This window comes from Allobosea sp. TND4EK4 (genome assembly GCF_900156025.1).
Classification (GTDB): Bacteria; Pseudomonadota; Alphaproteobacteria; order Rhizobiales; family Beijerinckiaceae; genus Allobosea.
The window spans coordinates 983,179-1,004,549 of sequence record NZ_FTMO01000001.1; the positions used below are offsets into that span (position 1 = coordinate 983,179).

Sequence of the window (21,371 nt, forward strand, 5' to 3'; positions counted from 1 at the left end):
TCCCCTGTCCCGGAATCCCCTCGGAGCCTTGCATGAGCGACCCGGTCCACGCCTTCGTCCCCGGGCCGCGCGCCCATGTCGCCGGCCGGCCCGGCGGCCCACTCTCCGGCCTCACCTTCGCGGTGAAGGACCTGTTCGACGTCGCCGGCGTGCCGACCGGCGGGGGCAACCACGACTGGGCGGCCGCCCAACCAATTCCGGAACGGCATGCCTGGGCGGTGCAGCGGCTGCTCGACGCCGGGGCCGACATGATCGGCAAGACGATCACCGACGAGGTCTCGCTCGGCATCCTCGGCGAAAGCGCCTTCGACGGGACCCCGATCAACAGCGCCGTGCCCGAGCGGGTGCCGGGCGGCTCCTCCTCGGGCTCGGCGGCAGCGGTCGCGGCGGGGCTGTGCGACACCGCGCTCGGCACCGATACGGGTGGCTCGATGCGGGTGCCGGCGAGCTTCTGCGGGCTCTACGGCATCCGCCCGACCCATGGCCGGCTCGACCTGACCGGACTGATGCCGCAGGCACCGAGTTCCGACACCGCCGGCTGGTTCGCGCGCGACGCGCAGACCTTCGCCAAGGTCGGCGGCGTGATGCTGGGCGAGGAGCCGGGACCGCTGCCGACAACGCTGCTCGTCGCGGTCGATGCCTTCGGCTTCGCCGATCCGGAGGTGGCGCAGGCGCTGCGGCCGATGGTCGAGCGGCTGGCGCGCGTCGTCGGGTCGGCGCCGCGCGAGGAGATCATGGCACCGCAAGGGCTGTCGGTCTGGGCGCGGGCGCAGCGCTGCCTGCAGCCGGTCGAGGCCTGGGCCACCTTCCGCCCCTGGATCGAGCAGCACAATCCCCGCATGGCCTTCGGCGTCGCCGCCGGGCTGATCGCCGGCTCGCAGGTCTCCGCCGCCGATCAGGGCTGGGCCGCGCTGATGCGCGAGGAGGCCCGTGCCCGGCTGCGCCATCTGCTGCCGCCGGGTACGATCCTGTGCCTGCCGACGACGCCGTTTCCCGCCCCGCTGCGCGGGCAGTCGATGCCGGCGCTGAGGCCGGTGCGCGACCGCATCACCTGCCTGTGTGCACAAGGGGGGCTCGCCGGCCATCCGCAGGTCAGCCTGCCCGGCGCGAGCGTGGACGGCGCGCCTGTCGGGCTCTCGATCATCGGCGGGCGCGGGACGGATGCCGCCCTGCTCGCCGTCGCCCTCGCCATGGAGAATGCCGCGTGACCGAGCTGACGCCGAACCTGCCTGATGTCGTGGCCGAGATCAGCGCGCTGTTCGAGGAGTACGAGCAGGCCTTGATCGACAAGAATGTCGAGGTGCTCGACCGGACCTTCTGGAACAGCCCGCACACCATCCGCTACGCCTTCAGCGAGCACGGCTACGGCTTCGACGAGATTCACGCCCATCGCGTCGCCCGCCCGCCCGGCCCCGGCAGCAAGGAGAAACGGATCAGGCTGGAAATCCTGACGCTCGGGCGCGATGTCGCGACCGTGAACCTCGAATTCAAGCTGCGCGGGCGCGACGCGATCGGCCGCCAGAGCCAGACCTGGGTGCGCTTTCCAGGTCTCGGCTGGAAGGTCGTCTCGGCCCATGTCTCGACGCTGGAGCCGCGGGGATGACCACCGCGGCGGACCCGCCGGAGGCCGTATCGCCGAAGCTCCCCGAAGAGCTTCGCGCGACCCTCCGGCTCGTGGGTTCGGTCATGCAGGCCGCGTCCGAGCCGTGGTGGATCATCGGCAGCGCCGCCGTGGCCCTGCATGGAGCAGGATCGATTGCCGTGGCGGATGTCGATGTCGTCCTGAGCGAATGCGATGCGGCGCGGATCAGCGCCCGCCTCGGCCTTGTCCAGGCTCGCAAGTCGCCGCATCCACGCTTCCGCTCGTCGGCCTTAGTGACTTGGAACGAGACTCCTCTTCCGGTGGAGTTCATGGCCGGCTTCCATCTGCACGACGGTGACGGCTGGGCGCCCTTGAAGCCGATCACACGCCTCGCCATCGTGATCGACAGCACCGTCCTCTACGCGCCCGAACGGCAGGAGATGCAGGAGATCCTGACGCGTTTCGGCCGCCCCAAGGATCTCGAGCGCCGCCGGCTTCTGGTTGCGACGCGCGCCTGAGCGCCGCCCTACTCAGCCGGCTCCTCGATGGTGGAGCGGAACTCGCTCGCAGGATAGACGCCCATGATCTTCACCTCCTTGGAGAAGAAGGCGAGTTCGTCGAGCGCGCGGCGAAGCGCCGGGTCGTCCGGATGACCCTCGACATCGGCGTAGAACATCGTCGCCGAGAACAGGCCGTCGACCATGTAGCTTTCGAGCTTGGTCATATTGATGCCGTTGGTGGCGAAGCCGCCCATGGCCTTGTAGAGCGCGGCCGGGATGTTGCGGACGCGGAACATCAGGGTCGTCACCGTGCGGGCGCCGCCCTGGCGGGCATATTCCGGATATTTCGAGAGCACGACGAAGCGGGTGGTGTTGTGCTTCTCGTCCTCGATGTCCTCCATCAGGATGTTGAGGCCGTAGACCTCCGCCGCGATGCGCGGGGCGATGGCCGCGCGGGTCACGTCGCCGGCCTCCGCGACCTGGCGGGCGGAGCCGGCCGTGTCGGCCGCGACCTCGGCCTTGAGGCCGAGCTTGCGGATGATCTTGCGGCACTGGCCGAGCGCATGGATATGGCTCTGCACGGTCTTCACCGTCGCCAGCGTCGCGCCCTCGACGCCCATCAGATGGAAGCGGATCGGCAGGAAATGCTCGCCGATGATGTGCAGGCCCGAGCGCGGCAGCAGATGATGGATGTCGGCGACGCGGCCGGCGATCGAATTGTCGATCGGGATCATGCCGTAGCGGGCCGTGCCGTCGCTGACGGCGGCGAGCGCGTCCTCGAAGGTGGCGCAAGGCAGAAGCTCGCAATCCGGAAACACCTGGAGGGCGGCCTGCGAGGAGAAGGCTCCGGGCTCACCCTGATAGGATACGACGAAGGTCATGGCAGGCTTTCCGAACTCTGGTTCAGGACTTCAGGGCCGCGCGGGCACGGTCCAGATCGGGAGGGGTGTCGACGCCGCGCGGAACATGATCGACGATCATCACGTCGATCCGCATGCCGTCCTCCAGCGCCCGCAGCTGCTCCAGCTTCTCGCGCAGCTCGAGCGGCGATTGCGGCAGGCTGACGAAGCGCTCCAGCGCCGCGCGGCGATAGGCGTAGAGCCCGATATGGTGGTAGAGCGGGCCGTCTCCGTAAGGCGCGGTGGCGCGGGTGAAGTAGAGCGCGCGCAGATGGCCGGGCGCGATCTCGCTGCCGACGAGCTTGACCACGCTCGGTGCCGTCTTCTCCTCCTCGTCGAAAATCTCCCCGGCGAGGGTGGCGATATCCACCTTCGGGTCCGCAAGCGGCTTGACCGATTTCGCGATGGCGGACGGGGCAAGCGTCGGAAAATCGCCCTGGACATTGACGATGATGTCGTAGCGCCGCTCCGGGTCCAGAATGTCGGCGGCTTCCTTGATGCGGTCGGAGCCGGTCTGGTGGGCGGCGCTGGTCATCACCGCCTTGCCGCCGGCCGCCTCGACGGCCGCGGCGATCTCGGGCGAATCCGTCGCGACGGCGACGTCTCCCGCGCCGGAGGCGATCGCCCGGCGCCAGACATGCACGATCATCGGCTCGCCATGGATGTCGGCGAGCGGCTTGCCCGGCAGGCGTGTCGCCTCCATGCGGGCAGGGATCAGGATCAACGGGTTCTGCATGTGCGTCGGCGGGTCCGGTCGGCGGCTCGTGCCGGCGGGCGCGAAGCGTCGAAAAGTCTCGATGGAAGCGCGCTTATACGAGTTGCAATCGGGCGCGCAAAGCGGTTAAGCAGCATCGAGGCTGGAGCCCTTCCAAGGTCCGGCATTGCGCAATCTCGTCTGACGCATCTTCGCTGCGGCAGGCTTCAGGGTTCGGATACGATGAATATCGAGGCCAACAAAGTCGCCGGCGCGCTGCTCTCCACCCTGCTGGTGGTGATGGGGCTCCAGATGGTGTCCGGCATCGTGTTCACCCCGCACAAGCCGGCCGTGCCGGGCTACGACCTGCCGAGCGCCGAGCCGGCAGCCGGCGGCGCCGCTCCTGCGGCCGCTGTGGAAGACCCGCCGATCGTCGAGCGCCTGGCCAAGGCCGATGTCGCCAAGGGCGAGAAGGCCACCGCCGCCTGCAAGGCCTGCCACACATTCGACAAGGGCGGCGCCAACAAGGTCGGCCCGCATCTCTACGGCGTCTACGAGCGCAACGAGGGCACGGTCGAGGGCTTCGCCTATTCCGCCGCGCTCAAGGGCCGCACGGACAAGAAGTGGGACGCCGACGGCCTCGACCACTTCCTGAAGAACCCCAAGGCCTATGTGCCGGGCACCGCGATGTCCTTCGCCGGCATCGGCAACGCGCAGACACGCGCCGATGTCGTCGCCTATCTGAATACGCTCGCGGATTCGCCGAAGCCGCTGCCGAAGCCCTGAGGCTTCCCGCATCGCTGAACGCTTTTAAAGCCGGGCCTCGCGCCCGGCTTTTGCTTGTCGTGCCCTGCTCCCGCCATCACCATGGCGAGAATGCCGGCATTGCCGTTCCGGCCCATGCGGGCGACAAGGGAGCGGCGAATCGGACGAAGGAGACGCGAGACGATGGCGATGCGCATCACACGCCGCAGGCTGATGGAAGCCGGAGGCGTCATGGCGGCTACGACCGTCCTGCCGGGGCTGCCCGGGTCGGCGCAGGCGCAAGATGCCGAGGCTCACGGCCTTTCCGTTTTCGGTGAGCTGGCGCTGCCGCGCGACTTCCCGCACTTTGCCTATGTGAACCCGCGCGCTCCCAAGGGCGGCACCCTGACGCTGCAGATCAAGCAGGCATCCGGCAACCAGAGCTTCGACACCTTCAACACGCTCAACACCTTCGTGCTTCAGGGCGATGGCGCAGCGGGCATGGATGCCTGCTTCGACAGCCTGATGACCGGCTCCGCCGACGAGCCGGGCGCCCTCTACGGCCTGCTCGCCAAGAGCGTCGCGGTCTCGCCCGACCGCCTGACCTATCGCTTCCGCCTGCGCCCCGAGGCGCGGTTCCACGACGGCTCGCGCGTCACCGCGCGCGACGTGGCCTTCTCGCTCAACATCCTCAAGGCCAAGGGCCACCCCTCCTTCCGCCTGCTGCTCGGGGAGGTGGTTTCGGCCGAGGCCGAGGGCGACGACATCGCCGTGGTCAAGCTCGGGCCCAAGCGCAGCCGCGACCTGCACCTGATCGTGGCGGGCTTGCCGGTCTTCTCGCAAGCCTACTGGTCGACGCGCGACTTCACCGCCTCGACGCTCGAGCCGCCGCTGGGCTCGGGCGCCTACAAGGTCGGCCGCTTCGAGCAGGGCCGCTTCATCGAATTCGAGCGTGTCGCCGGCTACTGGGCCAAGGACTTGGCCGTGAATATCGGCCAGAACAATTTCGACCGCGTGCGCTGGGAGTATTTCCGCGACCGCCAGGTGGCGTTCGAGGCCTTCAAGAGCGGCATCATCACCTTCCAGGAGGAGTTCACCTCGCGCATCTGGGCGACGGGCTATGACTTCCCGGCGGTGAAGGAGGGCAAGGTCAAGAAGGAGGCTCTGCGCAAGACCGAACCGGTCGCCTCACAGGGCTGGCTGTTCAATCTGCGGCGCGAGAAGTTCGCCGATCCTCGCATCCGCGAGGCGCTGGGCCTCGCCTTCGATTTCGAATGGACGCGCAAGACCATCATGTTCGGCTCCTATGAGCGCATGACGTCCTATTTCGAGAATTCCGATTCCAAGGCGGTCGGCAAGCCTTCGCCGGAGGAGCTCGCCCTGCTTGAACCCTTCCGGGGCCAGGTGCCGGACGAGGTCTTCGGCGAGCCCTTCCTGCCCCCGGTCTCGGACGGCTCCGGCAGCGATCGGGCGCTGCTGCGCAAGGCCGACGAGATGCTGCGCGCCGCGGGCTGCAAGCGCGACGGCAACGTGCTGAAACTGCCGAACGGCCAGCCCTTCGAGATCGAGTTCCTCGATTCCAGCCCGGCGCTGCAGCCGCACACCCAGCCCTTCCAGGCGAATCTGAAAAAGCTCGGCATCAAGGCCACCTCGCGCCTCGTCGATCCGGCCCAATACCAGCGGCGCACGCAGGAATTCGACTTCGACATCGTCAGCCAGGCCCTCTCCGGCAGCGCCATCCCGAGCGATTCGCTGCGCATCGTCTATGGCTCCCAGGCGGCGAAGACGCCGGGCTCGCGCAACCTCGCCGGCATCGCCAGCCCCGCCATCGACGCGGTGATCGAGACGATCGGCCAGGCCAGGAGCTATGCCGAGGTCGTGGTCGCCGCCAAATGCCTGGACCGCCTGCTGCGCGCCGGGCGCTACTGGATCCCGATGTGGTGGAACGACCAGACCTGGATCGCCCATTGGGACATGTTCGACCGGCCACGGACCAAGCCGAAATTCGGCTCGGGTGCGCCCGGAACCTGGTGGTTCGACGTCGAGAAAGCCAAGCGGATCGGAAAGGCGTGAGGACGATGCAGCCAACAGCGCGCTTGCCGGGTTCACTCTCGCTGATCCTGCGGCTCGAAGGGGCCGTGCTGGGGGCGATCTGCATCTGGCTCTTCGCCGGGGCGGGCTTCTCCTGGTGGCTTTTCGCCATCCTGCTGCTGAGCCCGGACCTCACCATGCTGGGTTATGTCGCGGGGCCGCGCCTCGGCGCGTTCGTCTACAATGCGGGACATAGCTGGCTCGGACCGGTCTTTCTGGCCGCTGCGGGGCATCTGGCAGGCAGCGCGCTCTGCTTCGCGCTGGCGTGCATCTGGGGGGCGCATATCGGCATCGACCGCGCGCTCGGCTATGGCCTGAAATACGCGGCGGGCTTCGGCCACACCCATCTCGGCCTGATCGGCCCGGCGGCAAAGGCGTGACCGGCGCATGCTGAGCTACATCGCCCGCCGCATCGCGCTGATGGTGCCGACCCTGTTCGGCATCCTGCTGATCTCCTTCGTCATCGTGCAGTTCGCGCCGGGCGGGCCGGTGGAGCGCGTGATCTCGCAGCTCCAGAACCCCAATGGCGGAGCCGCCGACCGGGTCGGCGGCGGACAGGCGGGCGATGCCGGCGCGCAGGGAGACGGCGGCGCCTATCGCGGCGCGCAGGGGCTCGACCCCGCCTTCATCAAGGAGTTGGAGAAGCAGTTCGGCTTCGACAAGCCGGCGCCCGAGCGCTTCTGGAAGATGCTGACCGACTATGCCCGCTTCGATTTTGGCCGGAGTTACTTCCGCGGTGCGCCTGTGCTGGAGCTCATCAAGGAGAAGCTGCCGGTCTCGGTCTCGCTCGGCCTGTGGATGACGCTGCTCTCCTACATGATCTCGATCCCGCTCGGCATCCGCAAGGCGGTGCGGGAGGGCTCGCGCTTCGACACCTGGACGAGCGCCGTCGTCATCGTCGGCTACGCCATCCCGAGCTTCCTGTTCGCGATCCTGCTGATCGTGCTCTTCGCCGGCGGCTCGTTCTGGCAGATCTTTCCGCTCAGGGGGCTGACCTCGGACAACTGGGCGCAGCTCTCCCTCTTCGGCAAGATCGCCGACTATCTCTGGCACATCGCCCTGCCGGTGACGGCGATGGCGCTCGGGGCCTTCGCGACATCGACGCTGCTGACCAAGAACTCCTTCCTCGACGAGATCCGGAAGCAGTACGTCCTGACGGCGCGGATGAAGGGCCTGTCGGAGCGCGGCGTGCTCTACGGGCACGTCTTCCGCAATGCGATGCTGATCGTGATCGCGGGCTTTCCGGGGGCCTTCGTCAGCGCGCTCTTCGCTGGCTCGCTGCTGATCGAGACCATCTTCTCGCTCGACGGGCTCGGGCTCCTGTCCTTCGAGGCGATCGTCAACCGCGACTATCCCGTGGTCTTCGCCAATCTCTACATCTTCTCGCTGATCGGGCTCGTCGTGCACCTCGTCACCGACCTCACCTATAGCTGGGTCGACCCCCGCATCGACTTCGAGACGCGGGAGACCTGAGGATGAGCGACACGCTGCTTGCCCCCCCGCCGCCGCCGGGCCTCAGCAGCGAGGCGCCGCTCGCGCCCGCGCAAGCCCGGCAGGGCTGGCTGAAGCTGACCCCGATCAACCGCCGCAGGCTCGACAACTTCAAGGCGAACCGCCGCGGCTGGTGGTCGCTCTGGCTGTTCCTCGCGCTTTTCCTGCTCTCCCTGGTCGCGGAGCTCATCGCCAACGACCGGCCCCTGCTCGTCAGCTACAAGGGCGAGTGGCTGTTCCCCGTCGCGGTGAACTATCCGGAGGAGAAGTTCGGCGGCTTCCTCGCCACCACCGATTATCGCGACCCGGTCATCGCCAAGGAGATCGCGGCGAACGGCTTCGCGATCTGGCCGCCGATCCGCTACCGCTACAACACCAACAATCTCGACCTGCCCGTCCCGGCCCCCGCCCCGCCGACCTGGATGCTGAAGGACGAGCAGTGCAGGCCCATTGCCGAGCGGACCGGCGGGGCGACCTGCCGCGACCTCGAATGGAACTGGCTCGGCACCGACGACCAGGGCCGCGACGTGGTGGCGAGGCTGATCTACGGCTTCCGCATCTCGGTGCTGTTCGGCCTGATCCTGTGCGGCTTCTCCTCGGTGATCGGCATCGCGGCCGGCGCGGTGCAGGGCTATTTCGGCGGCTGGACCGACCTGATCTTCCAGCGGCTGATCGAGATCTGGACCTCGATTCCCGCGCTCTACCTGTTGATCATCGTCGCGGCGATCATCACACCGAGCTTTTTCGTGCTGCTCGGCATCCTGCTGCTGTTCTCCTGGGTCTCGCTGGTGGGCGTGGTGCGCGCCGAGTTCCTGCGGGCGCGCAACTTCGAATATGTGCGGGCGGCGCGGGCCCTCGGCCTTTCCAACCGCACGATCATGTGGCGCCATCTCCTGCCCAACGCGATGGTGGCGACGCTGACCTTCCTGCCCTTCATCCTCAACGGCTCGATCACGACGCTGACCTCGCTCGACTTCCTCGGCTTCGGCCTGCCGCCCGGCTCGCCCTCGCTGGGGGAATTGCTCGCGCAGGGAAAGGCCAACCTCCAGGCGCCCTGGCTCGGGCTTTCGGGCTTCGCGGTGATCGCGCTGATGCTCTCGCTGCTGATCTTCATCGGCGAGGCGGTACGCGACGCCTTCGACCCGCGGAAGACGTTCGCATGACCAGTGTGCTAGGATCGCCTACGAGGAGAGAGGCGATGAACAAGATTGTGCGCGAGCACTATCCGGTCGAGCGGCTGCCCGAGGATCTGAGGGCAGAGCTGGGGTTGGCGAGGACGGTGACAGTCGTCATTGAGACTGAAGAAGATCAATCGAGAAGCACCGCACGCGCCGCGGCCGTTCGCGAATTGCTCGAACACCGCCGCCAACTCGTCCCATCGGTCGATGACCCTGTTGAGCGGGTACGAAAGCTGCGGGACGAGTGGGACAGCTAGCGGCGCGATGGCACTCATTTATCTCGACGCTTGCGCGCTCATCACGGCGAGAGAAAAGGTCACTCCAGAAAGTCAGGCTTTGGTCAATCTCATTGCCGAAGGCGCTGGCGCTGAAACACCTTTCATCACGAGCGATCTCGCGCTCGTGGAGGTTCTGACGAAGCCAATCCAGGGCTTGATAGATCGGACACCAGATCGAGAGGATGCAACCAAGCGCGCAGATCACGACTGGTACCTTGGCAACCTGGTATCCGATGGCCTGCTCTTGCGAACAAAACCTCTGCAGAGGGACATTTTGTTGCAGGCCGCATTGATGCGCGCTCGCACTCCGGGCCTGAAGACGCCCGACGCAATCCACGCAGCCACTGCTTATCATTTCGGCTGCACGCATTTCGTAACGGGAGACACGAAATTAGTGAAAAGCATCGAACGCGATGAAGCTTGGCTCAATTCTGGGCGCCGCTTCAACTTTGTCGGACTCACCGTCGCAGCCCTCGACGCGTTAAGAGCCGAGCTGATTTCGTGACGATGCCCCTTCTCTCCGTCGAAGACCTTTCCGTCGCCTTCCGCCAGGGCGGCAGGGAAACGCTCGCGGTCGACCACGTCTCCTTCTCCGTCAACCGGGGCGAGACGGTCGCCATCGTCGGCGAATCCGGTTCGGGCAAGTCAGTCTCCGCGCTGTCGATCCTGAAGCTCCTGAATTATCCGGCGGCGAGCCACCCCTCGGGGAAGGTGCTGTTCAAGGGGCAGGACCTGATCGCTGCCGACGAGGACGCGATGCGCAAGGTGCGCGGCAACGACATCACCATGGTGTTCCAGGAGCCGATGACCTCGCTCAACCCGCTGCATTCCATCGAGAAGCAGATCGGCGAGATCCTCGAACTGCATAAGGGCCTGCGCGGCGAGGCGGCGCGGGCGCGCACGCTGGAACTGCTCGGCCTCGTCGGCATCCGCGACGCGGAAAGCCGGCTCGGCGCCTATCCGCACCAGCTCTCGGGCGGGCAGCGCCAGCGCGTGATGATCGCCATGGCGCTCGCCAACGAGCCCGACCTCCTGATCGCCGACGAGCCGACGACGGCGCTGGACGTGACCGTGCAGGCCCAGATCCTGAAGCTGCTCAAGGAGTTGCAGGGTCGGCTCGGCATGGCGATGCTGTTCATCACCCACGACCTCGGGATCGTGCGGCGCATCGCCGACCGGGTCGTGGTGATGCTGAAGGGCAAGGTGGTCGAGGAAGGGCCGGTCGCGGAGATCTTCGCCAATCCGCAGCATGCCTATACCACGCGCCTGCTGGCGGCGGAGCCCAAGGGGCGGCCGGAGCCGGTGCCGGCCAATGCGGCGACGCTGCTCGAAGCCGGGCCGATGAAGATCTGGTTCCCGATCAAGACCGGCTTCCTGCGCCGCGTCACCGGCCATGTGAAGGCGGTGGACGGCATTTCGGTGAAGGTGCGCGAGGGCGAGACGCTGGGCGTCGTCGGCGAGTCGGGTTCGGGCAAGACCACGCTCGGCCTCGCCATCCTGCGGCTGATCGCGTCGGAAGGGCCGATCGTCTTCCTGGGTGACCGCATCGACGGGCTGTCCAGCACCCAGGTCCGGCCGAAGCGCAAGGATCTGCAGGTGGTCTTCCAGGACCCCTATGGCTCGCTCTCGCCGCGCATGTCCGTCGCCGAGATCGTCGCCGAGGGGCTCGGCGTGCAGCAGAAGGACCTCTCCTACGAGGCCAAGCGCGAGATCGTTGCCTCGGCTCTCGCCGATGTCGGCCTCGACCCGGCCGCGATGGACCGCTATCCGCATGAATTCTCCGGCGGCCAGCGCCAGCGCATCGCGATCGCGCGCGCCATGGCGCTCGATCCGAAATTCGTGGTTCTGGACGAGCCGACCTCGGCGCTCGACATGTCCGTCCAGGCGCAGATCGTCGAGCTGCTGCGCGGCCTTCAGGCGAAGCGCAAGCTCGGCTATCTCTTCATCAGCCACGACCTCAAGGTCGTCCGTGCCCTCTCGCACCGGGTGGTCGTGATGCAGAACGGCAAGGTGGTCGAGGAAGGCCCGGCCGAGGAGATCTTCGAGCGGCCACGCATTCCCTATACGCAGGCCTTGCTCGCAGCCGCGCTCAATCTCGAGCCGGTCGCGGCCGCCGTGAGGGAGTGAGAATGCCGCGCGCCCTGCTCATCGTGCTCGATTCGGTCGGCTGCGGCGGCGCCGGGGATGCGCGCGCCTATGGCGACGAGGGCGCCGATACGCTCGGCCATATCGCACAGGCCTGCGCCGAGGGCCGCGGCGACCGCGAGAGGCTGCGCAACGGGCCGCTGACGCTGCCGAATCTCGCGCGGCTGGGGCTCGCCCATGCCTGCGAAGCCTCGACAGGGAGAGCGCTCGCGGGCGTCGAGAAGCCCGCCCGGCCGGAAGGCCGCTGGGGCTTTGGCGTCGAGGTGAGCCGCGGCAAGGATACCCCGTCCGGCCATTGGGAGATCGCCGGCTGTCCGGTCGATTTCGACTGGGGCTATTTCACCGCCCTCGAAAATTCGTTCCCGCCCGAGCTCGTGGCCGGCATCGTCAAGCAAGGCGCCCTGCCCGGCATCCTCGGCAACCGGCACGCTCCGGGCGTGACGATCATCGAGGAGCTCGGCGCCGAGCATATCCGGACGGGCAAGCCGATCTGCTACACCTCGGTCGATTCCGTGTTCCAGATCGCCGCGCATGAGGAGCATTTCGGGCTCGAGCGCCTTTATGCGCTCTGCCGGACGGTGCGGGCGCTGGTCGACCCGCTGCGGATCGGCCGCGTCATCGCGCGCCCCTTCACGGGCTCGCCGGAGCAGGGCTTCAGCCGCACCGGAAACCGCAAGGACTTCGCCATTCCGCCGCCGCACGAGACCCTTCTCGACCGGCTGGAGGCACAGGGGCGCACGGTGATCACCGTCGGCAAGATCGGCGACATCTTCGCCCATCGCGCCACCGGCGAGGAGATCAAGCCCTTCGGCAATGCGGCGATGGTGGACGCCGCGCTCGAAGCCTGGGACAGGCTGCCCGATGGCGGGTTCTGCTTCGTCAACCTCGTCGATTTCGACACCGAATTCGGCCATCGCCGCGACGTGCCGGGCTATGCGGCGGCGCTGGAGGCCTTCGACAAGGCGCTGCCGCGGATCGAGGCCGCGCTTCGTGCGGGCGACCTCGCCGTCATCACCGCCGACCACGGCAACGATCCGACCTGGCGCGGCACCGATCACACGCGCGAGCATGTGCCGATCCTGGCCTTCGGGCCGGGGGTGAGGCCGGAGGCCCTGGGCCGGCGGGAGAGCTTCGCCGACATCGCGGCGAGCCTCGGCATCCATCTCGGAATCGGCGCAGTCGGGCCCGGGCGGGCCTGGTAGCGTGCCGGGCGCCGCTCCCGCGCGTCTCCAGTTCGCGGATCACGCGCGCAGCCGCTCCTTGATGCGGCGGATCAGCCCGTCGCGAATCTCGCGATAGGCCTCGAGCTTCTGCTCGCGCGAGCCCTGGACGATGGTCGGGTCCATGGTCGGCCAGTATTCGACGTCGGCGGCGAGCGTGCGGGTCAGCTCCAGCGCCTTGTGATGGGCTTCCGGGGACAGGGAGACGATGAGGTCGAAGTTCAAGCCTTCCCACTCCTCCAGCTCCTCGACGGATTTGGGCTTGTGGCGGCCGAGATCGATGCCGATCTCGTCGAGCACCGCCTGGGCAAAGCCGTCGAACTCGCCCTTCCGGGCGCCGGCGGACTGCACATAGACAGATTTGCCGAAGAAGTGCTTCGCCAGCGCCTCGGCCATCGGCGAGCGCACCGCGTTCATCGCGCACATGAACAGCACGCTCTGGACACGGCGCGGCGGACCGTCCCCGCCCGTCCCGGGCGGTCCTGCGCCAGGCAGATCGGCAGCGGCCAAGCGCGTCAGCCCTTCCAGTGCAGGGCATAGATCAAGGTGAAGAGACGCCGGGCCGTGTCGAAATCGATCTCGACCTTGTTTGCCAGCCGCTCGACGAGGATGCCCGCCGCCTCGTCATGGAGGCCGCGCCGGCCCATGTCGATCGCCTCGATCTGCTCGGGTGTCTGGGTCCGGATCGCGGCGTAGTAGCTGTCGCAGATCATCTCGTAATCCTTGACGATCCGCCGGAACGGGGTGAGCGAGAGATGGTGGCTGATGATCGCCGAACCATCCGCCGCCTTGATGTCGAAGACGAGCCGGCGCTCGACCAGAGCGAGATGCGCCAGATAGGGGCCGCCTTCATGGCCCGGCACGACAAAGCGGTTTTTCTCGATCAGGTCGTAGATCGCGATGGCGCGCTCATGCTCCTGATCGGGGCTGCCGCGGCCCAGGGAGGATTCGTCCAGCGTCACGCCGACGAGGCAGTGCTTGTCCGAGGAGGCTTCGCCCGACATCACGTCTCCTGTCGTGGCGCCGCCCCGTTCGCGACGCTCGGATCATCGCTAGGGCATCGGATCTTTCCGAAAAGTGGAACCCACCTTTCGGTCCGATGACTCAGAGATTGAGCCTGATCGTCACGGAACGGCCGTGCGCCTGCAAGCCCTCCGCTTCGGCAAGTTTCACCGCCGACGGCGCGAGGGCCCGCAAGCCCTCGGGACCGCATCGCAGCAGCGAGGTGCGTTTCATGAAGTCGCCGACGCCCAGGCCCGACGAGAACCGGGCGGAGCGGGCCGTCGGCAGGACGTGGTTGGGGCCGCCGACATAGTCGCCGATCGCCTCCGGCGTATGGCCGCCGAGGAAGATCGCGCCGGCATTGCGGATCAGCTCCGAAAGGCGGTCCGGATCGGCGGTCATGATCTCGAGATGCTCGGGCGCAATGCGATCGACCAGCGGCACGGCCGCTTCCAGATCCGAGACCAGCAGGATGGCGCCGAACTCCTGCCAGCTCGCCCCGGCGATCTCCGCGCGGGGCAGCGTCGCGAGCTGGGCGGCGAGCGCCTTCTCGACTTCGGCCGCAAGGCCGGCATCATCGGTCATCAGGATCGACTGGGCCGAGGCGTCGTGCTCGGCCTGCGCCAGCAGATCGGCCGCGATCCAGTCCGGGTTGGCGGTGCGGTCGGCGATGACGAGGACCTCGGAGGGGCCGGCGATCATGTCGATGCCGACCTGGCCGAAGACGCGGCGCTTGGCGGCGGCGACATAGGCGTTGCCCGGGCCGACGATCTTGGCGACCGGCGCGATGCTCGCCGTGCCATGGGCCAGCGCCGCGACCGCCTGCGCCCCACCGATGCGGTAGATCTCGTCGACGCCGGCGAAGCGTGCGGCCGCCAGCACCAGCGGATTGGTCTGCCCGCGCGGCGTCGGCGCCACCATGACCACGCGCGGCACGCCGGCGACCTTGGCGGGAATGGCGTTCATCAGGACCGAGGACGGATAGCTCGCCGTGCCTCCGGGGACATAGAGGCCGACGGCCTCGATCGCGCTCCAGCGCCAGCCGCTTTCGACGCCGGCCTCGTCGCGCACCCAGGAATCGGCCGGCTTCTGGCGGGCGTGATAGGTCTCGATTCGCGCGCGGGCGGTCTCCAGCGCGTCCAGCAGCTCAGGCGAGCAGGCGGCGACCGCGGCATCGATCTCCGCCTCGCTCACGCGCAGGGTGTCCGGCGTCAGGTCGAGGGCGTCGAACCGGCTGGTATAGGCGATCAGAGCCGCGTCGCCCTTGGCGCGCACCTGCGCGATGATGTCGGCGACGACCCGATCGACCTCCTCCGAGACCTCGCGCTTGGCGGCGAGCAGAGCGGCGAAACCGGCCTCGAACCCGGCATCCTTGTCATCGAGCCTGATCGGCATGGTATCCTCGAAACTGGCAGTCCGGTCGTCGTCGTTTCCCGCAATCGTCATCCCGGGCGTAGTCAAGCGCAGACCGGGATCGATGCCCGAACGGTTCAGGCACGGATCCCGGACCGGCGCGGCTGACGCCGCTTGTCCAGGATGACGCGCCTCTTAGACGAACGGTGCCTGCGATTGAAGTTGGTGTCGGCGGAAAAACGATTCGCTCAGCTTTCCGGGTGGTCCGGCGTCGCCACCGCTTCCCAGACGGGCCCCAGGTCCTTCATCTGCGACTCGATGCATTCGACGACGAGCCGGATCGCGGCGCCTTCCGAAAAATGCAGCGTCACCTCGCCCGCAGGCTCCTGCGTGGCTTCGAAGGTGACCGCGAGCAGGTTCAGGACACGCTCGGCGTCGTTCTTGTCGAGATTGCTGCTGCGGACGCCGAGAACGCGGTCGAAATGCAGCGCGGCAAGGCGCCGGCGCCGATGGCCCTGCTCCGCGCCCTCCCAGTCGAAGCGGCGGGCCGCCAGCGCGAAGCGATGCTCCTTCGGCAGATAGACCATGTCGGCGATCTTCAGCACGGCATCCTGAAGATGGGCCGAGACGACGCCGAGGTCGTCGGCATCGAGCGCAAGGAGCTTCAGCGGATCGGCGGCGGCGTCGGACATGGATCCGTTCTGCCGAGCCGCGGCCGGAAAATCAATCGCCGATGCGCCCGGCCGCCTTCGTCAGCCGCTGATGCGTTCCACGAGGGCGCCGCAGCGCGTGAGCTTGGCTTCCAGCGCCTCGAACCCGCGGTCCAGATGATAGACCCGGTTGATCGTCGTATCGCCCTCGGCCGCGAGCCCCCCGATCACCAGCGAGACCGAGGCGCGCAGATCGGTCGCCATCACAGGGGCTCCGGTCAGCTTGGCGACGCCTTCCACGACCGCGACATCGCCATCCAGCCGGATCCGGGCGCCGAGGCGGGCGAGCTCCTGCACATGCATGAAGCGGTTCTCGAAAATCGTCTCGCGGATGCGGGAGGTGCCCTTCGCCGTGGTCATCAGCGCCATGAACTGCGCCTGCAGATCGGTCGGGAAGCCGGGGAAGGGTTCGGTCTCGACATCGACGGCGTCGACCCCGTGCCCGTTGCGGCGCACGCGGATGCCCTCAGGGGTCGAACTGATCTCGACGCCCGACCGGACCAGCACATCCAGGGCCGATTGCAGCAGGTCGGCCCGCGCGCCCTCCAGCAGCACGTCGCCGCCGGTCATCGCCACGGCCATGGCGTAGGTGCCGGTCTCGATCCTGTCCGGCAGCACCGCGTGATGCGCGCCGCCCAGCCGGGCGACGCCCTCGACGACGATGCGCGAGGTTCCCGCGCCCTCGATCTTCGCCCCCATCTTGACGAGGCAGGCGGCCAGATCGCTGACCTCGGGCTCGCGCGCGGCATTTTCGATCACGGTCGTGCCGCGGGCGAGCACGGCGGCCATCAGGGCGGTATGGGTGCCGCCGACCGTCACCTTCGGGAAGACGATCTCGGCGCCCTGCAAGCCCTTCGGCGCACGCGCCAGCGCATAGCCGTTCTCGATCACGATCTCGGCGCCGAGCCTCTCCAGCGCCATCAGGAGCAGGTCGACCGGGCGCGTGCCGATGGCGCAGCCGCCGGGCAGCGAGACCTTGGCCTCGCCCATGCGGGCCAGGATCGGCGCGATGACCCAGAAGCTGGCGCGCATCGTCGAGACCAGCTCGTAGGGCGCGCAGGTGTCGACGATCTGCCGGGCGGTCAGCGAGATGGTCTGGCCCGTCTCGGCCGATTGGCCGATCCGCCGGCCGGCCACCGTGCGGTCGACGCCATGGTTGGAGAGGATGCGCGAGAGCGCCGTCACGTCGGAAAGGCGCGGGACGTTGGTCAGCGTCAGGGTCTCGTCGGTCAGCAGGCTCGCGATCATCAGCGGCAGGGCGGCGTTCTTGGCGCCGGAGATCGGAATGGCGCCCTCGAGGCGCTGGCCGCCGGTGATGCGAATCTTGTCCATCTTGGATTCCTGCCGGGCCGCCGGAGTGCTGCCGGGCGCCGGTCGAGAGAGGGAGCGTTCAGGTGCGACGGTCGTCGCCGCCCTGTGCAGAAGGCTCGGGCTGCTGCGGACCCGCCTCTTCCGAACGGCGAGCGCGAGCCTGGGCCTTGCGGCGCTTCAGATTCTCGCGAAGCGCGGCGGCAAGGCGCGCCTGCTTCTCGTCATCGGCGGGGCGAGTCACGGCATCAACTCGGTCACGGGTTTGAACGCGGGAACGCGGCGAATTCGCGGCCATCGTTAGCTCCACTGCGGTTCAGGGACAAGCGCATGGGCACTGGCGGCGGAGTCCCGATGCTGGACACCGCCCGTGCCGTTTCGCGCCAGCGGGATTGCCCGGCCCGGCCCGCCTCCGCCGGCACCGATGCGAAAAACCTTGATTTTGCAGGCGCGAAGGGGGCGGAAGCCTCGCCGGGCGATGCGGCAGGGCCGGCTCGCTTCTTGCCCGATGGCGGTGCGAGATCTCGCCGATGACGCATGGGCAAGCAAATTTCCTTAATGAAATTAACCATTTCCGGCAGAACTCGTTTACAGTTTGTTAAGCTCGTTTAACCTGAGGGCAGCTTCAATCGGCGGGGAGTGGCGGCATGTTCCAGGCGCTAAAGGCAAATGCGGCGGCGATGGCCCCGGCGATGTCGGACAGTTGCGAGGTCATCGACGCGATCCGCTACAATGCGGGCTTCCTGCCGGAGGTGGAGCTCGCCTATGAGCCGGAGATCAAGACGCTCTGGGTGACGATCAGGCCCGAGCTCAAGCCGGTCTTTACGCTCCAGCTCCTCGACAGCCTGGTGAAGATCCAGAGCACGGTGTTCGCGCTGTGGGGCGCGCCGGACCAGTATCATCGCGCTCCGGTCCGCTTTCTCGCCTTCCGCGGCACGGGGCCGTTCTTCACGTTGGGCGGCGATCTCGACTTCTATCTCGACTGCCTGGCCAAGAACGATCGTGCATCGCTGAAGGAATACGCCCGGCTCTCCGCCGAGGGGGCGATCTGGAATTCGGGCGGCCTCAAGGGCCTCGTGGTCACGCTGTCGACGATCCATGCCAAGGCCATCGGCGGCGGCATCGACGCGCCGCGCTCCTGCAACGTCATGATCGCGGAAGAGCAGGCCTCGTTCGTCTACCCCGAGATCAAGTTCAATCACTTCCCGATCACGGCGGTGGCGATCCTGTCGCGGCGGATGGGCCAACGCGCCGCCGAGCAGATGCTGCTCTCCGGTGAGGAGATGAGCGCGGAGGAGTTTTTCCGCGCAGGAGGCCTCGAAGCGGTCGTCCCGACCGGCAGCGGCGAGAACTGGATCCGGAAGTACTGCGCCGACTCGCTGCCGATCCATGCAGCGAAGACGGCCCTGTTCTCGGCCTTCAATCGCCGGGCCGGCGATATGCGCGAAGAACTCGCCCATCTTGGCGAGATCTGGACCGAATGCATGCTGCGGCTCAGCCCCAGCGCGATCTCGAAGCTCCAGCGGATCGCCCAGACGCAGGATCGCATGCTCTCCCGGGTGTATCAAAGGCAGGCTGAACACGCCTGAGTTGCGATTTTGCAGATTTCGGCGAATGAAATCTGGGTGATCGCGATCGTCTGCTGTCTCCAGATCACCGCACCGAACGAAGCGTTTACCTCTACTGCCCTAAACCTTCCTGATGCCGCATGCCGTGCCTGAACACGGCACGGCGTCGGCCGCCCCGGCGTGGCAAAGGCAGGGTTGAATGGCAGACGCTTTCCAGCGTTTGAGCAAGACCGTCCGCGGTCAGGTCGATGACGTCGACCTGACCGGCTATACCCTTCTGGTCAATTCGCTGTTCTCCTCGCCGGCCTCGATCGTGCCCGGCGGCATCGCAGGCGTCCTCACGCCTTTCCTCTGCTGGCTCGCGACCGGATACGACGTCTTCGTCAGCCTGACGGTTCTCGTGGCGCTGATCGTCGCGCTGAGGATGATGACGGTGGTCGCCTATCGGCGCTGCAACCATGCCGACGACACCTATGCGCAGACCCGCCGCTGGGATCGCGATTACTTCCTCGGCGCCACCGCCTTCAGCGCGGCGCTGGGCTATAGCTGCTATGTCGCGCTCGTCCAGACGGACGACGCCGCGGCCCATATCACCTCGGTAGCCTCCACCATCGCGCTGGCGTCGGGCTATGTCTCGCGCAATGCCGGCCGGCCGAAATTCGTCGCCGTCCAGTTGCTGATCTTCTGCGTCCCGATGGCCATCGGGCTGATCGGCGCCAACAATCCCTATTACCGCTATATCGGCTATTTCGCGTTTCTATACGTGGCCGCGAACATCGCCATCACCAATTCGCTCCACCGCAATCTGCTGGCGTTGAGCGACGCCACGAAGCAGTCCAAGGCGCTCGCCTCTGCCCTGCATTCGCAGAACCTGACGCTGGACGCCGCGCTCAACACCATGATCGACGGGCTGGCGATGTTCGACCGCGGCCTCAAGCTGGCTGTCAGCAACAAGCCCCATGGCGCGCTCTACGGGCTGCCCGACACGCTGACGCTGCCGGGTACGCCGCTGACCGCCATCGCCCGCTTCCTGGTCGAGCGGCAGGTGATCAGCCAGGATCAGCTCCGCGACATCCGCTCGGCGCTGGTCAGCGTGCAGACCCAGCAGCAGCCGGCGAGCCGGGAGGTGGTGACGCGGGGCGGGCTCGTCCTGGTCGTGACGTTCGCGCCCGCAGCCGAGGGCGGCATCCTGATGCTGACCGAGGACGCCACGGAGCGTAAGCGGATCGCGGCACGGATCGAGCAGATGGCCCGGTTCGACGAACTGACCGGCCTCGCCAACCGCTTCGAATACAACACGCAGATCGCGGACGCCTTCGCTCGCCTCGAGCGGACGGGAGAGGCCTTCGCGCTGCTCTATGTCGATCTCGACGGCTTCAAGCAGGTCAACGATTCGCTCGGGCACGATGTCGGCGACCTCGTGCTGATGGAGACCGCGAGCCGGCTGCGCAACGCCGTCCGCGGCGACGACAGGCTCGCCCGCTTCGGCGGCGACGAGTTCCTGCTGATCCTGCCTTCGGCGGACCATGCCGCCGTGACCGTCATCGCGCAGCGGATGATCGACGCGATGGCCAAGCCTTTCGACGCCGACGGCAAGACGGTCTACGTCACCGCCAGCATCGGCATCGCGATGGCGCCGCATGACGGTGCTAACCCGGCCGATCTGCTGCGCCATGCCGATACCGCCCTGTACAAGGCCAAGGCGGCCGGCCGTAACGCGCTGATGTTCTTCAACCCGGCGATGGCCGAGGAGATCATGGAGCGTCACGAGATCGAACTCGATCTGCGCAAGGCCTGCACCGACGGCTCGCTCGAACTGTTCTATCAGCCGATCATCGACCTGAAGACGCAGAAGATCGTGGCGCGCGAGGCGCTGATGCGGTGGCGCCATCCGGTGCGGGGCATGGTGCCGGCGGGGGTCTTCATCCCGATCGCCGAACAATCCGGCCTGATCGGGACGATGGGCGACTGGGCGATTCGCCAGGCCTGCAAGGACGCGGCCGGCTGGGAGCCCGATGTCAGCGTGTCGGTCAACGTCTCGGCCCTCCAGTTCAGGGAGCCGCGGCATCTCGTGGAGACGGTCAAGGACGCGCTGCTCGCTTCCCACCTCGCCTCCTCCCGCCTGACGCTCGAGATCACCGAATCCGTCCTGATCGACGACAACAAGCAGACGCTCGGCGTGCTGCAGGCGCTGCGCGAGATCGGCGTGAGCTTCGCGCTCGACGATTTCGGCACGGGCTACTCCTCGCTCGCCTATCTCTCGACCTATCCGATCGCCCAGGTGAAGATCGACCAGAGCTTCGCGCGCGACGTCCATGTCAGCGAGGCTCCCAAGGCCATCATCGAGGCGGTCTGCCAGCTGGCACGCCGCCTGCAGATGAACGTGGTCGTCGAGGGCATCGAAACAGACCAGCAGCGCATCGCCGTGCAGTTGCTGGGCGCGCATCGCGCGCAGGGCTATCTCTTCGGGCGGCCGGAGGCGCTCTCCACGATCCGGCCGCAAGGGGGCGGCCGCAGCGTCGCCTGAGGTCGGCTTGGGTTTTTGCGCCGCGGCCTTGATTCCGCCCGGACGACCACGCATCAGCGAAGCTTGAGGCAAGCGGAGCGG

The 21,371-nt window shown here is 67.4% G+C and carries 22 protein-coding genes; 14 read left to right on the plus strand and 8 right to left on the minus strand.

What is annotated here, in order from left to right; all coding sequences use genetic code 11:
* Window positions 1–32: 32 nt before the first annotated feature.
* Genes BW981_RS04700 through BW981_RS04710 form a run of 3 tightly spaced genes read left to right on the plus strand, consistent with a single transcriptional unit; the run spans window position 33 to window position 2,100 of the window.
* Window positions 33–1,208 carry an amidase gene (locus BW981_RS04700; RefSeq protein ID WP_076436569.1) on the plus strand — a complete coding sequence of 392 codons (1,176 nt, stop codon included), beginning with the start codon at window positions 33–35 and terminating at the stop codon, window positions 1,206–1,208.
* Window positions 1,205–1,603 carry an oxalurate catabolism protein HpxZ gene (hpxZ, locus tag BW981_RS04705; RefSeq protein ID WP_076436570.1) on the plus strand — a complete coding sequence of 133 codons (399 nt, stop codon included), beginning with the start codon at window positions 1,205–1,207 and terminating at the stop codon, window positions 1,601–1,603. Before BW981_RS04700 ends, hpxZ begins: the two co-directional genes overlap by 4 nt.
* Window positions 1,600–2,100 carry a hypothetical protein gene (locus BW981_RS04710; RefSeq protein WP_083712140.1) on the plus strand — a complete coding sequence of 167 codons (501 nt, stop codon included), beginning with the start codon at window positions 1,600–1,602 and terminating at the stop codon, window positions 2,098–2,100. Before hpxZ ends, BW981_RS04710 begins: the two co-directional genes overlap by 4 nt.
* A gap of 8 nt (window positions 2,101–2,108) precedes the next feature.
* Here the strand turns inward: BW981_RS04710 and BW981_RS04715 are convergent, their stop codons facing one another.
* Both BW981_RS04715 and BW981_RS04720 read right to left on the minus strand, forming a co-directional pair.
* Window positions 2,109–2,963 carry a prephenate dehydratase gene (locus BW981_RS04715; protein WP_076436572.1) on the minus strand — a complete coding sequence of 285 codons (855 nt, stop codon included), beginning with the start codon at window positions 2,961–2,963 and terminating at the stop codon, window positions 2,109–2,111.
* A gap of 22 nt (window positions 2,964–2,985) precedes the next feature.
* Window positions 2,986–3,717 (minus strand): 3-deoxy-manno-octulosonate cytidylyltransferase, encoded by a 732-nt coding sequence (locus tag BW981_RS04720; protein WP_076436573.1) that lies wholly within the window; start codon window positions 3,715–3,717, stop codon window positions 2,986–2,988.
* A 201-nt stretch (window positions 3,718–3,918) separates the two neighbouring features.
* Here BW981_RS04720 and BW981_RS04725 point away from each other — a divergent pair, with 201 nt between their 5' ends.
* From BW981_RS04725 to BW981_RS04765, 9 genes are all read left to right on the plus strand, one after another.
* Window positions 3,919–4,461, plus strand: coding sequence for a c-type cytochrome (locus BW981_RS04725; RefSeq protein WP_076436575.1), 543 nt, complete (start codon window positions 3,919–3,921; stop codon window positions 4,459–4,461).
* 162 nt (window positions 4,462–4,623) lie between these two features.
* Entirely contained in the window at window positions 4,624–6,492 is a 1,869-nt protein-coding gene (locus BW981_RS04730) for an extracellular solute-binding protein (RefSeq protein ID WP_076436576.1), read from the plus strand.
* Between the two features lie 5 nt (window positions 6,493–6,497).
* Window positions 6,498–6,890 carry a DUF4260 domain-containing protein gene (locus tag BW981_RS04735; protein ID WP_083712141.1) on the plus strand — a complete coding sequence of 131 codons (393 nt, stop codon included), beginning with the start codon at window positions 6,498–6,500 and terminating at the stop codon, window positions 6,888–6,890.
* 7 nt (window positions 6,891–6,897) lie between these two features.
* Window positions 6,898–7,983, plus strand: a complete 1,086-nt coding sequence (locus tag BW981_RS04740; RefSeq protein WP_076436578.1) for a microcin C ABC transporter permease YejB — start codon at window positions 6,898–6,900, stop codon at window positions 7,981–7,983.
* A 2-nt stretch (window positions 7,984–7,985) separates the two neighbouring features.
* Entirely contained in the window at window positions 7,986–9,164 is a 1,179-nt protein-coding gene (locus BW981_RS04745) for an ABC transporter permease (RefSeq protein ID WP_076436580.1), read from the plus strand.
* A gap of 35 nt (window positions 9,165–9,199) precedes the next feature.
* Entirely contained in the window at window positions 9,200–9,436 is a 237-nt protein-coding gene (locus tag BW981_RS22455) for a hypothetical protein (protein ID WP_076436581.1), read from the plus strand.
* Window positions 9,437–9,443: 7 nt separating this feature from the next.
* Window positions 9,444–9,962, plus strand: coding sequence for a type II toxin-antitoxin system VapC family toxin (locus BW981_RS04755; RefSeq protein WP_076436583.1), 519 nt, complete (start codon window positions 9,444–9,446; stop codon window positions 9,960–9,962).
* Window positions 9,959–11,584 (plus strand): ABC transporter ATP-binding protein, encoded by a 1,626-nt coding sequence (locus BW981_RS04760; RefSeq protein ID WP_076436584.1) that lies wholly within the window; start codon window positions 9,959–9,961, stop codon window positions 11,582–11,584. Before BW981_RS04755 ends, BW981_RS04760 begins: the two co-directional genes overlap by 4 nt.
* Window positions 11,585–11,586: 2 nt before the next feature.
* Entirely contained in the window at window positions 11,587–12,804 is a 1,218-nt protein-coding gene (locus BW981_RS04765; protein ID WP_076436586.1) for a phosphopentomutase, read from the plus strand.
* 39 nt (window positions 12,805–12,843) lie between these two features.
* On the opposite strand, the gene BW981_RS04770 is transcribed toward BW981_RS04765, so the two are convergent.
* The 6 genes from BW981_RS04770 to BW981_RS22460 form a co-directional block, all read right to left on the minus strand.
* Window positions 12,844–13,248 (minus strand): arsenate-mycothiol transferase ArsC, encoded by a 405-nt coding sequence (locus BW981_RS04770; RefSeq protein ID WP_083712143.1) that lies wholly within the window; start codon window positions 13,246–13,248, stop codon window positions 12,844–12,846.
* Between the two features lie 89 nt (window positions 13,249–13,337).
* Window positions 13,338–13,826: a UPF0262 family protein gene (locus BW981_RS04775; protein WP_076436588.1), complete on the minus strand. Its 489-nt coding sequence runs from the start codon at window positions 13,824–13,826 to the stop codon at window positions 13,338–13,340.
* A 100-nt stretch (window positions 13,827–13,926) separates the two neighbouring features.
* On the minus strand, window positions 13,927–15,219 hold the full coding sequence (gene hisD / locus BW981_RS04780; protein WP_076436875.1) for a histidinol dehydrogenase: 1,293 nt from the start codon (window positions 15,217–15,219) through the stop codon (window positions 13,927–13,929).
* Between the two features lie 206 nt (window positions 15,220–15,425).
* Window positions 15,426–15,869, minus strand: a complete 444-nt coding sequence (locus BW981_RS04785) for a DUF2948 family protein (RefSeq protein ID WP_076436589.1) — start codon at window positions 15,867–15,869, stop codon at window positions 15,426–15,428.
* Between the two features lie 60 nt (window positions 15,870–15,929).
* Window positions 15,930–17,219, minus strand: a complete 1,290-nt coding sequence (gene murA / locus BW981_RS04790; protein WP_076436591.1) for a UDP-N-acetylglucosamine 1-carboxyvinyltransferase — start codon at window positions 17,217–17,219, stop codon at window positions 15,930–15,932.
* Window positions 17,220–17,277: 58 nt separating this feature from the next.
* Window positions 17,278–17,493, minus strand: a complete 216-nt coding sequence (locus BW981_RS22460; RefSeq protein ID WP_139333609.1) for a hypothetical protein — start codon at window positions 17,491–17,493, stop codon at window positions 17,278–17,280.
* 349 nt (window positions 17,494–17,842) lie between these two features.
* Between BW981_RS22460 and BW981_RS04800 the strand changes: the two genes are divergently transcribed.
* Window positions 17,843–18,784 (plus strand): enoyl-CoA hydratase-related protein, encoded by a 942-nt coding sequence (locus BW981_RS04800; protein WP_076436594.1) that lies wholly within the window; start codon window positions 17,843–17,845, stop codon window positions 18,782–18,784.
* Between the two features lie 178 nt (window positions 18,785–18,962).
* Entirely contained in the window at window positions 18,963–21,290 is a 2,328-nt protein-coding gene (locus BW981_RS04805) for a putative bifunctional diguanylate cyclase/phosphodiesterase (protein ID WP_076436595.1), read from the plus strand.
* Window positions 21,291–21,371: the final 81 nt, after the last annotated feature.